This is a genomic window from Anabaena sp. UHCC 0187, assembly GCF_009712035.1.
In the GTDB taxonomy this organism is placed as follows: Bacteria; Cyanobacteriota; Cyanobacteriia; order Cyanobacteriales; family Nostocaceae; genus Dolichospermum.
This window is the reverse complement of record NZ_VILB01000031.1, coordinates 1-14,270: the sequence shown is the minus strand read 5'-3', so window position 1 is coordinate 14,270 and position 14,270 is coordinate 1. Positions and strand designations below refer to the sequence as shown.

The following is a 14,270-nucleotide window of genomic DNA, read 5'->3' as shown; positions in this document are numbered from 1 at the left end:
TGACTCCTGATATTTAGAAAAGTAAATGGCCAATTCTCGTTTACAGTTATTAGTTTTAAGCAATGGTCATGGAGAAGATATCATTGCTGTGCGGATTATCCAGGCTCTCCAACAATTACCTGTTCCACCAGATATTTTTGCTTTACCTATAGTGGGTGAAGGACGTGCTTACCAAAAAATAGATGTTCCTATGATTGGTAAAGTGCAAACTATGCCTTCCGGTGGTTTTATCTATATGGATAGCCGCGAATTAATGCGTGATGTCCGTGGTGGGTTGGTGCAGTTGACTCTTAATCAAATTCAATCTGTACGCCGTTGGGTAAGTTCACAGACAAAGTTAGGTAATCAAAAAGCTGTTTTAGCTGTGGGTGATATTGTACCGTTATTGTTTGCAGCGGTGAGTGGTGCTAATTATGCCTTTGTGGGTACAGCTAAATCAGAATATTATGTGCGCGATGAAGCTGGTTTATTACCGAGAAAATCTAAATCTGCATGGTGGGAAAATTTTTCTGGTTCAATTTACCATCCTTGGGAAAGGTGGTTAATGAGTCGTCGTCGTTGTCGCGCTGTGTTTCCCAGGGATTCTCTGACCACGGAAATTTTAAAAAAATGGCCAATTCCCGCTGTGGATGTGGGGAATCCTATGATGGATGGTTTACAGACGACTCTGACCGCACAGCAGTTTTATCGTCCTGATGCTGAAGAGAAAGAAGTGATTCGTCCTTTGATTGTGACTCTGTTGCCTGGTTCTCGTGCGCCAGAAGCATACAATAATTGGGAAATCATGATGATTGCTGTATCTGCGCTGATGGCTGGTTTGCGACAACCAGATTCTATATTCCGTGCTGCGGGAACAATGATTTTTTTAGGGGCAATTTCTCCTGGTTTAGATTGTAGTATTTTATCCCAAACTTTACATATTCAAGGTTGGCGACTTTGTGAAGAATCCCCTTTACCAATTTCTGACCCCGATAGTTTGACTTTTAAACAAAAAAATGCTTATTTCATCTTGACCCAAAAAGCCTACAATGACTGCTTGTATTGGGGTGATGTGGCGATCGCTATGGCCGGAACTGCAACAGAACAATTTATCGGTTTAGGAAAACCAGCGATCGCTATTCCTGGTAATGGGCCCCAATATAACCCCGGTTTTGCAGAAGCCCAAAGTCGGCTTTTAGGACTATCCCTCACCCTAGTCAACCAACCATCACAAGTTCTCCCAGCCATCCAATCTCTACTCAAAAATCCTGACTTTTTACATGAAATTGCCGAAAATGGAGTTCAGCGCATGGGACGTGCCGGCGCAGCACAACGGATTGCAGAATGTTTACAAGAAAGATTTGTTAGATAAATTTTTCTCTATCCAATGGAGGAATCAAGACGCACCCAATAAATACTAAATAATTAGATATTCCGATCACCTGACGAACTTTAACAGCAGATCCCTTTGTTTGTACTATACAAGCAAGGGGGTTTTTTTATATAAATTTGTAAATGATACCAATTGAAGATAATAATTATCAATTTATATATCTTAAGGGGGACTGGATTCAATCACTATAAATATTAAATATTAAATAGCCCGATTACCCTACCGGACTTTAGCTCCAAATCCTCTCTTGTCATTACCCGACAGGAGAGGTTTTATTCACTTTTTATCAGTTGTAAATATTGATGAGGTACATGATCAACTAACCAAACTTCATTAACCGATAATTACTCATTTTTAGAATTTATATATTGAAAACAATTGTCTAACTATCAGCAATAATGCCCCGATAATTAGCAATATTAATGTTATTTTCCCACCCGGAACTATAGTTTGATAGTTACTATTTACAAATTCTGGTGTTTGGCTTTGTTTCCAACTCATTAATGCTGGCATAATCCCTGCTAAAATAGAAACACTAAATGTACCCGTGTACTCTAGGGCATGGAAAAAGATGCTAGGATTAAATGTTCCTAAACTTAAAGGTGGAAGCAACACTAAAGAATACAGAGGTAAACGCGAAATTTCACTTTTGGTAATCACAGAAATATCTTTAAAAAAATCCGTTAAACCATAAGTAACACCAATAAATGATGTAATAATTGCAAATTCAGAAAATATTGATAATAACATCGCAAATAATTCTCCAGACTGACCAGTTCGGAGAATTTGCAGTGGATCAAATATTCTCTCATTTCCGCCATTATTCTGTAAAATATCTGGAGTCATGCAGCCTAAAATAACGGCATTCCAAGCTAGAAACATCAGTAGCGGAATCACAGAACCAATAATAATAGATTGACGAATCTTAGGCACATCTCCTTCTAATTGAGTCACAACCAGGGGAACAATGCTATGGAAGAACATCGCCACATACATAACAGCAATAGAACCACCAATAGCGTGCCAATTTTGCACTAATAATTGAGAGCTTTGAATTTGCATTCCTCCTAATAATAATAAACCGACAAAAGCAACTAATAAAACAATAATAAATATCTCATTTAATTTCTCAATTAATCTATCTTTCCCCCAATACATCATACCACCAAATACCAGAACAAAAGTAACTGTTCCGACCCAGTGAGGTAAAAGATTTTCTAATTTCCAAACTTGATTAACTGTTGTTGTTAATACTTCTCCACCTTCTGTCATATATGCCACCAAGAGGGCATAGTGCATAAATATATAGGCAATTCCGGCAATTCTCGCTCCCACTTTACCGAGAATCTTTTCTATAATTGCTAATAAACCTAAATGGGGAATACCTTCAAATCGCATCACATTTAAAGTTATTTCCGCAATTAATAAACCAGAAATTACAGTGTAAAGCCAGACAGCAATCAGTAAGGTTGTAGATGGTAAAATACCCGATGGTAAAGTTACTGCTGGTAGTCCAATAATTCCAGCCCCAATAGTAGTTCCGACAATTAAAGCTGTATTTCCTAAAACACTACCTGGTTGATGTTGGAATTTATTACCATTAAATTCCAGATGAGAAAATAATCGTGTTACTGGTTGTTGATCTAGTTGTTTTTGTTTATTCATTTTCTTCTTGATTTTGTTGAATATTATTTTGCCAAAAGTCCCAAAAACAAATCATAAAACCAATAACACAACTAGCTTTCCACAAAAATAACCACCAAGGTTGCCACCATGCACCAGTTTGTACTTCGACAATATCAGAAATTCCAAAAGCTAGAAAAATAAAAGCCGTAATTTGATTTTTCCTTTTTGCAACTAAAGTAGGACGTTTATAGCTATAAACTAAAAACCCAATAGCAAATAATCCCCATAATCCCGATTCTATATAATTTCCTTGACGATAAAGAGTTTCTAATAATTGACTATTTTCCATTCCTCCAGATTGTTTTAACCAAATGCTAAAAGTTAACATGGCTAAAAATAAACAACTTAATCTAATAATTGCACCTTTGGTAATTTTTAAAGGGGATTTTAATTTCATCATTCCTAAAAGTCAAGTTAGACAAGAGATTTTTTATGATGCGTCAAAAGACGCACCGTACACAGTCTATTTAAACAAATCTCTTTTTAAACTCACACATTAAGTCTACCCTACCTTTACGTAACATGGCTGGATCTAATCTTTCTGTGGTATTACAAGTCATTAATACTACTAATTTTTGCTTGATCTGAATCCCCGATTCATCAATGACGCTTTGGTATAATGTGCCATCTAATAAGCCTAAAATATGCTCAGTTTTGTTGTTATATTGTGCTACTTCCGAAGCCCGATCTTGAGCTAAATTATCAGCTTCATTGATGATAATACAAATCTGTTCTAAATATGTTGGGGGAACAAAGTTAGTAATGGCATCATGATCTAAAATGAAAATGACATATCCCAAAGGGACAAGAATTTCTTTCGCAACACTTTGTGTCCATGCGGTTTTTCCTGTCCCTGGTGCGCCATGAACTACAACAGCTAATTGGTTTTGATCTAAAATTGTTTGTTGAACTAAGTCAGTAAAATCTTGAATATCTTGAGGAAATGTCCGTAATGGATACTGACTATGGACTCTCCCCACCCGACTTTGATATCCACTCAGCATTACTGCTAAATCATAAGTCGCTTTATTAATTAATGGCTTCATATTTTTGGCCATTAAAGTATAATTCCTTCTGCCCCTTTCGTAAGCTTCAATTTGCAACCAAAGATCATGTTCTGACCAGTAAGCATAGACTGTATTCACCACATCTAATCTTTCCCAGTTAACAAATTTTTCCACTGGGAAATAAAAGTCCCTTTCTGAGTAATATTGAGTGATAATATCAGGACGTTCTAATAATTTCAAAACTCGTAAAACGGTAATTTCTTGGAGAAGATTCAGCACATAATCAATAGGAATACTATTGCGGCTGACAAATTGCACAAGAGGTGTTTCTGTACTCAAAAAGTCTTTATGGCGATGTTCTGGGGTGAGCATATCTGGTGTAATATAATTCCAATATTTTTGGAATTCACCACGGGTATAATCTGAGGCTAAATTTAAAATATTTGCCCACCAAGCATACTCTTTTCTCGCTAAAGCATCTGCATAATAACTGGCTAAATTAATGCTTTTCTGGGTTAATTCCTGGGTATCATGGAATAAAATTTTCCCGAAATAGTCCCAATCAAAATCTCTGTGGAATGGCCGCCAACCACTAGATAACAAGTTTTGACAGTTCTTATTGGTATTATTACTTTCGTTAGTTCTGAAATAGTCAAAATCCATAGTCAAATTATTCTCTGCTGAGACAGGCAATGATCCACAACTTTTTTATCATTTATTTATTTATGTAATATGCCATATTACATAAAAGAAAGTTGTGTCAACTATTCTACCCATTCTTTGGCTACTTGAGCAATAATCATTAGTCACAATACTTGTAATCAGAGCAACAACAACCCCTAGGACTAAGAGAGTGAGGGGTGATGAATTTGTTGATTTTTGTAAATAAATTTATTGACAATTTTGCATATAATCAAAATATATCTGCTAAAAGTATTAAACCTGGATTTTTATTTCCTGTTCAAATTGGTGAGGATAAACAACCAGTGAGGACTTACGGGTTCGTCTGTTCTACTCAAAAAGACGACTATTCCCAATTAACTACTCTGGAGACGAGATGTATCTAGCGCATTCATTCGTAAGTGATCATAAACGACAAAAACATCAACAGCCTTTAGTTTTAGCAGTAGAAGATAATGATGATAGTCTACTGCTGATGAGTTATACCCTAGAGTTATGTGGTTGTCGGTCTATTTGTCAAAAAGAAAGTTCAAAAACGGTATTTTTAGCTGAAAAATATCAACCTGATTTAATTTTATTGAATATTTTTTTACCAGGTATGAGTGGATTGGATGTGATCCAATATCTCAAGCGAGAATTATTAACTTGTCACATCCCTGTGGTTGCTATGACGGTTTTAACTGGGAGTGAAGACCAAAAACGGATTCTCGAAGCTGGTTTTGATGATTACATCAGTAAACCTTATATGATTGAAGAATTAGAAGCAATTATCCATCGGTTACTAGGGAGAAAATTTGAGCTATGTTCGGTTTTGGAAGTGTAGCAAACAGGTTTGAAAGTCCTTGTAGGGTAGGTAAATCAAGTAATTTTAGGTAATCTAACTGTGAATATGCTACCTTTACCAAGTTCTGAGGAACATTCTATTCTACCTCCGTGCGCTTCAACAATACATTGTGAAAGATGTAGTCCTAAACCACTGCCTGATCTTTTATTCCCACCTTGGCGAAATCTTTCAAAAATTGTTCCTTGATCTTCTGCGGCAATACCATAACCTGTATCTTGAACTTCAAGGATGACTTCATGGGAATCATTACTTGGACACAAGGTTTCAAAAATGCGGATTTCTATGCTACCTGTATCAGTAAATTTGATAGCATTACCAATTAAATTATTGCATACCCGTCGTAATTCTAACCGATCACCTTGAACAATTCCCCCATTATTTTCTGTTTGGCTTAACTCATGGGTGTCTAACTTTAAAATTAAGTTTTTCTCAAGTGCTAGGGGAGTTAGTTCACTCACTACTTCAGTAGCAATTGTTGTTAAGTTACATGATTCACAGTTGAGGCTTTTTTTTCCAGCTTCAAAACGGTAAACTTCTAGTAAGTTATTCACCATTTCTAGGAGATTATCATTACTGCGAATCATAACATTAATCATTTCTTTCATTTTTGGAGAAATCGGGCAAAAGACTTCTTGCAAAAATAAACTTAGCATTCGATTCGCGGCTACTAGGGGAGTCCGTAAATCATGAGTAAGACGAGAAACAAAGTCTTCTCGTTGTCGGGTCATTTTTCTCTGTTCGTCAATACTATGTTTTAATCTTAGTAGTGATCGCACTCTTGCTAATAGTTCTTCTGTATCAAAGGGTTTGCGAATAAAATCATCAGCACCAGCATCTAAACCTTCAACAACACTAGCTTTATCAAAAGCTGTAAGTAGTAAAATCGGAATATAGTGAATTTCCGGGTTATTCCGAATCCGTCGGGTAACTTCATAACCATTCATTCCCGGCATCATCACATCTAAAATAATCAAATCCGGTGGAAATTCTGCTACTTTTTCTAAGGCCATTTGACCATTGGTAACTGAATCAATATGATATTCTTCACCTTCTAAAAGCCTTCGCACTAAATCCAGATTATCTTGGACATCATCAACAGATAAAATCCGATCTTTTTTTACAATGGACATAATTAATCAACTTTTTATAAGAGGAGTCAGGAGAAAGCAGCACTTGATATTTTGATTTTCAGTTTATACCTCATTTACTTGCAAGCTGCTGTAATTATTTATAATTTCAAATGGGGAGAATTTATGGATGCTTTGTTAGGGGAATGTACAGGATTAAAATGGTGCTGATGGGTAAGAAAAACTACATCACCTAAATCTCTTGCTAACTTGATTTGCCGTGGTAATTCTATTTTAAACATAGAACCGATTCCTAATTGACTTTCTATAGATATTTCTCCTCCCATTATGCGTACTAGGGACTCAATAATAGCTAAACCCAAACCCGTACCCGAATATTTACGGCTTAGACCTTGATCAACTTGATGAAATGCTGCAAAAATATTTTGATAATCTATAGAAGCAACACCAATGCCTGTATCTTTTACAGTAATTGTAACTCGATTTTTAGGTATTTCTTTGATTTCTATGGAAATACTTCCAGATTCTGTAAATTTAACAGCATTGGAAAGTAAGTTAATTAAAATTTGCCTTAATCGCACTGCATCATTAAATACTAATGTATTCTCTAAATCTGTTTTGACCAGTAAAGATAAATTTTTGGCTTCGGCTAAAGGGCGGATTTCTGTGACTGTATTATTAACGACTTTTGATAAATCCAATATTTCTGGCTTTAGTTCTAATTTCCCAGCTTCTATGTGAGAAAAATCGAGAATTTCATTGATTTTTATCAATAAATCTTTACCATTATTAAGAATTCTCTCTACCATGTCCATTTGTTGAGTTGTCAATTGACCAAATTTAGGACGTAATAAAATCTGAGAAAATCCAATAATCGCATTCATGGGAGTTCGTAATTCATGGGATATAGTGGCTAAAAATAGTGATTTTAGCCTTGATACTTCTAAAATTTCAATGTTTTGTAACTGAATATGCTGCTGTTGTGCTGCTAATTGTTGATTTTGAAGACTTAGCTGTTCATGAGTTTCTTTAAGCTGTTGAGTGGCTAAATCTCGCTGCATTTCAGCATTGTGGATACGAATTGCACTTCGTAAAATCTGAGCAATACTTTCTGAAGATAATGTAGATTTGATCAAATATTCACTAGCACCTGTTTTTATCCACTCTCCAGCTTTTGCTTCATTTTCTGAATCTATCAAGATCACAACAGGAACTTTGATTCCTGAAGACTGTAATTTGTGAATTAGTTTTAAGCAATCTTGATTTGGTAAGTGATAGTCGAGAAATACGCAGTCATAGTCATGATTGATGAGAGCAGAAAAGCCCTGATTCCCGTCTTCGACTTCATCAAGTTCTATACTGATACCTGCTTGATTCAGAGCTAGACGTACTATCATGCGGTCTAACTCATCATCCCCTATAACTAAAATTTTTAGCGTCTCTTCCATCGGTTTTTATGTTCGCTGTTAAATACAGATTGATGTTCAGTATTTCTGTTTTCAAAGTTTATAGATTATACAAATAATGATGTTTGCTTTCTCTAAAAATTGCCTGAGATTTACTCAGCAGTTTTACAGATTATCTGGTTTAAATTTATCACCTTACATTGATTATTACCCACCCTTAGTATCTTAATCAATTTTGCGGTTATTTGCACTCCTAAATCAAATTTTTGGATAAATTTGCTGATTTTTTGGAAAAATCTTCACATTGGCAATCAACACGATTTTTGACTAGATTAGTAGATTTACGCTTAGGTAAAATAAAATACTTTATCCAGTTAAAGACATTGTAAATTAGTAATTCATTAACTGTCCTCACCCATTAGTGAGAGTTGCATGGAAACATTATGTACCAGAACCTTGGGCAGTTTTACTTAAACAATGGTAATAATGGCTAAATAAAAATCTCTCACCTCATCCGTATGAATACGCTTTGATAGCAAGGCACAGAATCGAAAGTCTTTTTGGGTCTGGTTTGACGAAAAGTATATCTTACCTGGCAATTGCTATATTTAGCCTATTGAAAATTTGACGATAATGCTGTAGCTGTAATTTTTCTGATTTGTCTCAATAATTTCATTTGTTTTGGGGAAAATATCTATATATCTTTAGCTAGATTTTTACATCTACTTAAGTTAAAAAATTGCTCGTTAATTATGTCTATTGGTAGATGTTCATCTGTAACAAGATCATCTATCCTTGGGTTGGGTAAGTTAGGTAAAATTATTAAAAAATTTGTGGGTAGAATGAGTGAAATTAGTATTGTGTTAATTGAAGATCATGATTTAACCCGCATGGAACTCAAAACTGAATTGCAGTTGCACAGCGGCTTTAAAGTGATTGGTGAGGCTGTACAAGTTACTTTTGGTGGTAACTCTTGGATTGATCCAGCGATCGCTAATGTGGTATTACGGAAAATGCGTCAAGGTGTCCCCGGTGAGCATCAATCAGCGGATAAGCCGAAAACTGTAAAAATCGAAGCTCTAGACACAGAATATGAACAAGTTTTAGAAACCTATCCCCTCACTCAAAGGGAACTGGAAATTTTAGAATTAATTGTCGATGGTTGTAGTAATAGCCAAATCGCTGAAAAATTATATATTACTGTAGGCACAGTCAAAACTCATGTTCGTAACATTTTAAATAAACTCTGTAGTCATGATTCCGATTCCCGTCTTTGACTTCATCAAGTTCTATCTTAATACCTGCTTGATTCAGAGCTAGACGTATTATCATGAGGTCTAACTCATCATCCTCTATAAATAAAATTTTTAACGTCTCTTCCATCGGTTTTTATGTTCGCAAGAAAGAATTTATTTGCAATCGGGTCCCCCTCCTCGCTTGCGGGGAGGGGCTAGGGGTGGGGTTTTATGGCAACCAACAAACAATTTCTAACTTGTGTGTACCTGACTTGGTGACTCCTGGTGTATCTTTAGCTAGATTTTTAATTTACTTAAGTTGAAAAATTGCTTGTTAATTACGTCTATTGGTAGATGTTCATCAGTAACAAGATCATCTATCCTTGGGTTGGGTAAGTTAGATGAAATTATTAAAAAAGTTGTAGTTTGTGCGGCTGTACAAAAATAGCTATTTACTCCCAAGGTTCAAGAGCCGAGAGAACAAGCTTTTTTCCTCCTCCCTGCCAATACTACTCGGTTAAGATATTCAACTGATTATTGGGCTTGGGGAAAAGGGGCAGGGTTTTTGCTTTACTCTTTTCTCCTGAATCGGCAAGTATTTTCCTCGCTCCTGTCTCCTGAAACCACAGAACAGCAATTTGATTATCATGGGTGTCACAATGAGTGAAATTAGTATTGTATTAATTGAAGATCATGATTTAACCCGCATGGGACTCAAAACTGAATTGCAGTTACACAGCGGCTTTAAAGTGATTGGTGAGGCTGCTAACGCCACTATGGGACTAAAACTTTTAGAAACTACTAAACCAGATGTGGCTGTAATAGATATTGGTTTACCCGATATGGATGGGATTGAACTGACCCGCAAATTTAGACGTTATCAGGCGGAAACAGGACAATCACAGACAAAAATATTGATTTTAACAATGAACAATACAGAAGATTCTGTCTTAGCGGCTTTTGCTGCGGGAGCAGATTCTTATTATATGAAGGACACAAGTATTAATAAATTTATTGAGGCTGTACAAGTTACTTTTGGTGGTAACTCTTGGATTGATCCAGCGATCGCTAATGTGGTATTACGGAAAATGCGTCAAGGTGTCCCCGGTGAGCATCAATCAGCGGATAAGCCGAAAACTGTAAAAATCGAAGCTCTAGACACAGAATATGAACAAGTTTTAGAAACCTATCCCCTCACTCAAAGGGAACTGGAAATTTTAGAATTAATTGTCGGTGGTTGTAGTAATAGCCAAATCGCTGAGAAATTATATATTACTGTAGGCACAGTCAAAACTCATGTTCGTAACATTTTAAATAAACTCTGTGCTGATGATCGCACCCAAGCAGCCGTTCGCGCCTTACGTTCTGGTTTGGTAGTTTAACAAAGAGGGAGGGAGCAGAGAGCATGGGGGACTCAGACCCATGTTCCGCTCCGCTATCACAACGACCGGATATTTTTTTATTTGCAAGTCTCTTAATCAGGTTGCGTATAGGTCGCAAAAATTTCCTGAAAATCTAACTCCTCATACACAGCCAAGGTTTCTTGATGTACACGGGACACGTTTAGCCATTCTAGATTTGCTTGCGCCCGCTGTTTCCATTCCTGAAGTGTATCTGCATTACTCAATAGTTTAATTAATGCTTCTGCCAATTTATGACTATTCTGAGCAGAAACTAACAGCCCCGCTTTGCCATGATCCAACGCCTCTGGAATACCATCTACCTCAGTAGCCACAATAGCCACTCCTGCTTCCCTCGCTTCCGAAAGCACCAAGGGGCAGGGGTCACGGTGAGAAGCTAAGACAAAAATATCACAGGCTAGTAAATAACGTTGGGGTTCGGGCTGAAACCCTTCAAAGTGAATTTGATCACTAACAGATGTTGCTTGGGCTTGAGACTCAAATATTTCTTTATCTGGTCCATTTCCCACCAAATATAAATGCGCTGCGGGAAAGTTTTGAGCAACCTCCTCAAAAGCCGCAATTAACTCAGCAATACCCTTGCGTTTATACATTCCTGCTACAGTAATAATCGCGGGATGCTGTAAACTTAAAGGTTGATAATCTGATATTTTCCGAGTCCGAGGACTACCCAAAGTTCCATTACAAACTACTCTTAATTTCTGTTCAGGAATTCCCCGTTGTACCATTGAATTTTTGACAGCTTTACTAACAGCAATTACCCGGTCAGCTAAACCCATCAATAGACTACTACGTTGAAATTCATTATGGACAGTAGCCACTAAATTATATCTATTTCTCCATCTCAAAACACTCGCTAAAACCACACCAGTCATCATGTGAGCATGAACTATATCTGGCTGAAATTCTTGCACAATTGCCCGATAAGCTACCGCAGCCTTAATCATATTTACCGGCTGACGACTTTGATCTATTCTGTAATGCTTAACACCAAATTGATTTAATAGTTTTTCGTATTCTCCCCCTGCTGAAACTACTGCTACATCATCACCAGCTTGGGATTGCAAACAAGCAAGATCCACCGCTACATTGACAATACCATTACCAATTTCTTGGATATGATTTAATATATGTATGATTCGCATAAGATTAAAAATGTGTGTCAAAACTTAAATTCATTTCAGCAAAGAAAGATCAATCCGTAGTCCAATGGTAAACCTCTTATTTTACAAGTAACTAAGCTCAACAGATAGTTATGATGATCTGGTAACTACTATATCTATATCTTTCGATTTTTTTGGTAATTCCTGTTTATTATATACAAGTTCATTATCATCTGACTGTACTTTAAGAAACATATATTCAACATGATGTTGGATAGTTAACTTATTACTAAATTATTAATTAATAATCACTACTTTTTACTCTGATCAGGATCTTCTTAATTAATTAGGGTTTGCTGATAGCAGAGCGTGGCGTAAGCCATAAAAGTCTTTTCATTCGGGCTAGGAATCAGGATTCACCGAGTGAGAAGGCTAATACCTGAATGCTTACATCAAGGTGATAGACGCTCTATTTTCCACTCTCCACCATTTACATGAGTATATAACAGCCGATCATGTAAACGACTTGATCTTCCTTGCCAAAACTCAATTTCCTGGGGAATGACTCGAAAACCTCCCCAATGAGGAGGACGAGGAACTTCCTGATTTTGATATTTGCGCTGAAATTCCTGTAATTGTGTTTCTAGAAATTCTCGATTGGCAATTACCTCACTTTGATTAGAAGCCCAAGCACCTAAACGACTATATGCAGGACGGATTTCAAAATAGCCATCAGATTCGGCTGCGGAAATTTTTTCCACAGTCCCCACAATTCTCACTTGACGTTCTAGTTCAGCCCACCAAAAAACCAAAGCAGCATAGGGATTTACTGAGATTTCTTGTCCTTTTTGACTATTGTAATTAGTAAATAAGACAAAACCCTGTTCATCAAAATCCTTTAATAGTACCATTCTCGCCGAAGGCTTGCCCTCTGATGTACAGGTAGCCAAAGTCATAGCATTAGGTTCAGGTAGTTGGGCTGCTAAAGACTGACTAAACCAAGTTTGAAATTGTCTAAATGGATTTGGGTCAACTTCTTTTTCACTCAAATCTTGTAATGTGTAGTCTTTGCGAAGATCCGCTATAATTTTATCCATCGTTTTTATTTACTCACTATTAGATAAGCTTATATAAGTATTGGGGATTGGGGAAAAATATTTATAATCAAAATCAGTCCATTAAACCTCTTCCTCTTGCAAGAATTAGCAAAAAATTAAGGGCTAAAAGAACATCCTCCTCCACTTATACATTAAATCAGATGCGTCGTTCCGCTTCTTTGCAAACTTTGTTAATTTATGGACTTAGTGGACCAATTATCGCTCTCAATATCTGGCTACTGTCTGTATTATTTCGTTATTTCCAGAATCCGATTACTATCCTCAGTATTGCCGCAATTTTGGCTTTTTTGTTGAATTACCCAGTCAAGTTATTTGAGACAGTCAGAATTACCCGCACTCAAGCCGTAATCATTGTTTTACTAATGACTTTAACTTTGTTTATTATTTTGGGTGTTACTCTCGTACCCATGCTAATTGACCAAACTATTCAACTTTTAAATAAGATTCCGGATTGGTTAGCGACTAGTCAAGCCAATTTAGATCACCTAGAGAGTTTAGCAAAGCAGCGGCGGTTATCTATAGATTTAAAGCTGGTAACATACCAAATTAACGCTAATATTCAAAATTTAGTTCAGCAGATAGCTTCAGGCGCGGTAGGATTTGCAGGAACGCTATTATCAGGATTACTAAATGTGGTATTGGTGATTGTTCTAGCTTTTTATATGCTCATCTATGGCGATCGCGTTTGGTCTGGCTTAGTCAATCTTCTACCATCTAATATCGGTATTCCCTTTAGCAAATCCCTACAGTTAAATTTCCAAAACTTTTTTCTGAGCCAATTGTTACTGGGATTGTTTATGGTCATAGCCCTCACACCCATTTTCTTATTTCTGAGAGTCCCATTTGCCCTCTTATTTGCGATTATCATCGGTATTTCTGGACTTATTCCCGTTGTTGGTGCAACTTTAGGTATTGGTATAGTTACAATATTAGTATTAATCCAAAATTGGTGGTTAGCCTTTCCAGTCGCTACAATGGCAATTATTATGCAACAAATTAAAGATAATCTCTTAGCCCCAAAATTAATGGGTAATTTTATTGGACTCAACCCCCTATGGATTTTTATTGCCATTTTAATGGGATTTGAAATTGCAGGTTTGCTAGGAACTCTTGTTGCTGTCCCCATTGCTGGAACTATCAAAGGCACTTTCGACGCGATTAAAAGCAGTAACCATAGTGATTTTGTCTCAAATTTTCGGGTTAATTACGGCTCAGAATTTGAAGACAATGAATAAGTTGGTCAGTTGTCCGTTGTCAGAGGGAACAACTCTTTTCTTATCTTTCTTCTTTCTTTCTTCTTTCTTTCTTC

At 36.5% G+C, this 14,270-nt stretch carries 12 protein-coding genes; 5 read left to right on the top strand and 7 right to left on the bottom strand.

The genetic code is table 11. The annotated features are described in order from the left end of the window. The first annotated feature begins 25 nt into the window (after positions 1-25). Positions 26-1,351 carry a lipid-A-disaccharide synthase-related protein gene (locus tag FJR11_RS21635; protein WP_168507469.1) on the top strand — a complete coding sequence of 442 codons (1,326 nt, stop codon included), beginning with the start codon at positions 26-28 and terminating at the stop codon, positions 1,349-1,351. A 375-nt stretch (positions 1,352-1,726) separates the two neighbouring features. Here the strand turns inward: FJR11_RS21635 and FJR11_RS21630 are convergent, their stop codons facing one another. The 3 genes from FJR11_RS21630 to FJR11_RS21620 form a co-directional block, all read right to left on the bottom strand. Further along, the gene (locus FJR11_RS21630; RefSeq protein ID WP_168507467.1) at positions 1,727-3,037 is read right to left on the bottom strand and encodes an amino acid permease; all 1,311 of its coding nucleotides are present in this window, start codon (positions 3,035-3,037) and stop codon (positions 1,727-1,729) included. Then, positions 3,030-3,458, bottom strand: coding sequence for a hypothetical protein (locus FJR11_RS21625; protein WP_217358258.1), 429 nt, complete (start codon positions 3,456-3,458; stop codon positions 3,030-3,032). The genes FJR11_RS21630 and FJR11_RS21625 overlap by 8 nt, the downstream gene beginning before the upstream one ends. 67 nt (positions 3,459-3,525) lie before the next feature. Continuing rightward, a complete protein-coding gene (locus FJR11_RS21620) occupies positions 3,526-4,728 on the bottom strand; it encodes an AAA family ATPase (RefSeq protein ID WP_168507464.1) in 1,203 nt (400 codons plus the stop codon). Between the two features lie 394 nt (positions 4,729-5,122). Here FJR11_RS21620 and FJR11_RS21615 point away from each other — a divergent pair, with 394 nt between their 5' ends. Then, complete coding sequence (locus FJR11_RS21615) at positions 5,123-5,569, top strand: response regulator (RefSeq protein WP_168507462.1); 447 nt, start codon at positions 5,123-5,125, stop codon at positions 5,567-5,569. Between the two features lie 35 nt (positions 5,570-5,604). Here FJR11_RS21615 and FJR11_RS21610 read toward each other — a convergent pair whose 3' ends face one another. Together FJR11_RS21610 and FJR11_RS21605 are read right to left on the bottom strand one after the other, a co-directional pair. Next, the gene (locus FJR11_RS21610; RefSeq protein ID WP_168507460.1) at positions 5,605-6,720 is read right to left on the bottom strand and encodes a hybrid sensor histidine kinase/response regulator; all 1,116 of its coding nucleotides are present in this window, start codon (positions 6,718-6,720) and stop codon (positions 5,605-5,607) included. Positions 6,721-6,818: 98 nt separating this feature from the next. Then, a complete protein-coding gene (locus tag FJR11_RS21605; RefSeq protein WP_168507458.1) occupies positions 6,819-8,126 on the bottom strand; it encodes a hybrid sensor histidine kinase/response regulator in 1,308 nt (435 codons plus the stop codon). 800 nt (positions 8,127-8,926) lie between these two features. Between FJR11_RS21605 and FJR11_RS21600 the strand changes: the two genes are divergently transcribed. Together FJR11_RS21600 and FJR11_RS21595 are read left to right on the top strand one after the other, a co-directional pair. Further along, a complete protein-coding gene (locus tag FJR11_RS21600; RefSeq protein ID WP_168507473.1) occupies positions 8,927-9,361 on the top strand; it encodes a response regulator transcription factor in 435 nt (144 codons plus the stop codon). A 617-nt stretch (positions 9,362-9,978) separates the two neighbouring features. Further along, positions 9,979-10,701: a response regulator transcription factor gene (locus FJR11_RS21595; RefSeq protein ID WP_168507471.1), complete on the top strand. Its 723-nt coding sequence runs from the start codon at positions 9,979-9,981 to the stop codon at positions 10,699-10,701. A 92-nt stretch (positions 10,702-10,793) separates the two neighbouring features. Here FJR11_RS21595 and FJR11_RS21590 read toward each other — a convergent pair whose 3' ends face one another. Together FJR11_RS21590 and pdxH are read right to left on the bottom strand one after the other, a co-directional pair. Beyond that, positions 10,794-11,885 carry a glycosyltransferase family 4 protein gene (locus FJR11_RS21590; RefSeq protein ID WP_168507456.1) on the bottom strand — a complete coding sequence of 364 codons (1,092 nt, stop codon included), beginning with the start codon at positions 11,883-11,885 and terminating at the stop codon, positions 10,794-10,796. 410 nt (positions 11,886-12,295) lie between these two features. Next, positions 12,296-12,940 carry a pyridoxamine 5'-phosphate oxidase gene (gene pdxH, locus FJR11_RS21585; protein WP_168507454.1) on the bottom strand — a complete coding sequence of 215 codons (645 nt, stop codon included), beginning with the start codon at positions 12,938-12,940 and terminating at the stop codon, positions 12,296-12,298. A 161-nt stretch (positions 12,941-13,101) separates the two neighbouring features. Here pdxH and FJR11_RS21580 point away from each other — a divergent pair, with 161 nt between their 5' ends. Beyond that, positions 13,102-14,196, top strand: coding sequence for an AI-2E family transporter (locus tag FJR11_RS21580; protein WP_168507452.1), 1,095 nt, complete (start codon positions 13,102-13,104; stop codon positions 14,194-14,196). Positions 14,197-14,270 lie beyond the last annotated feature (74 nt).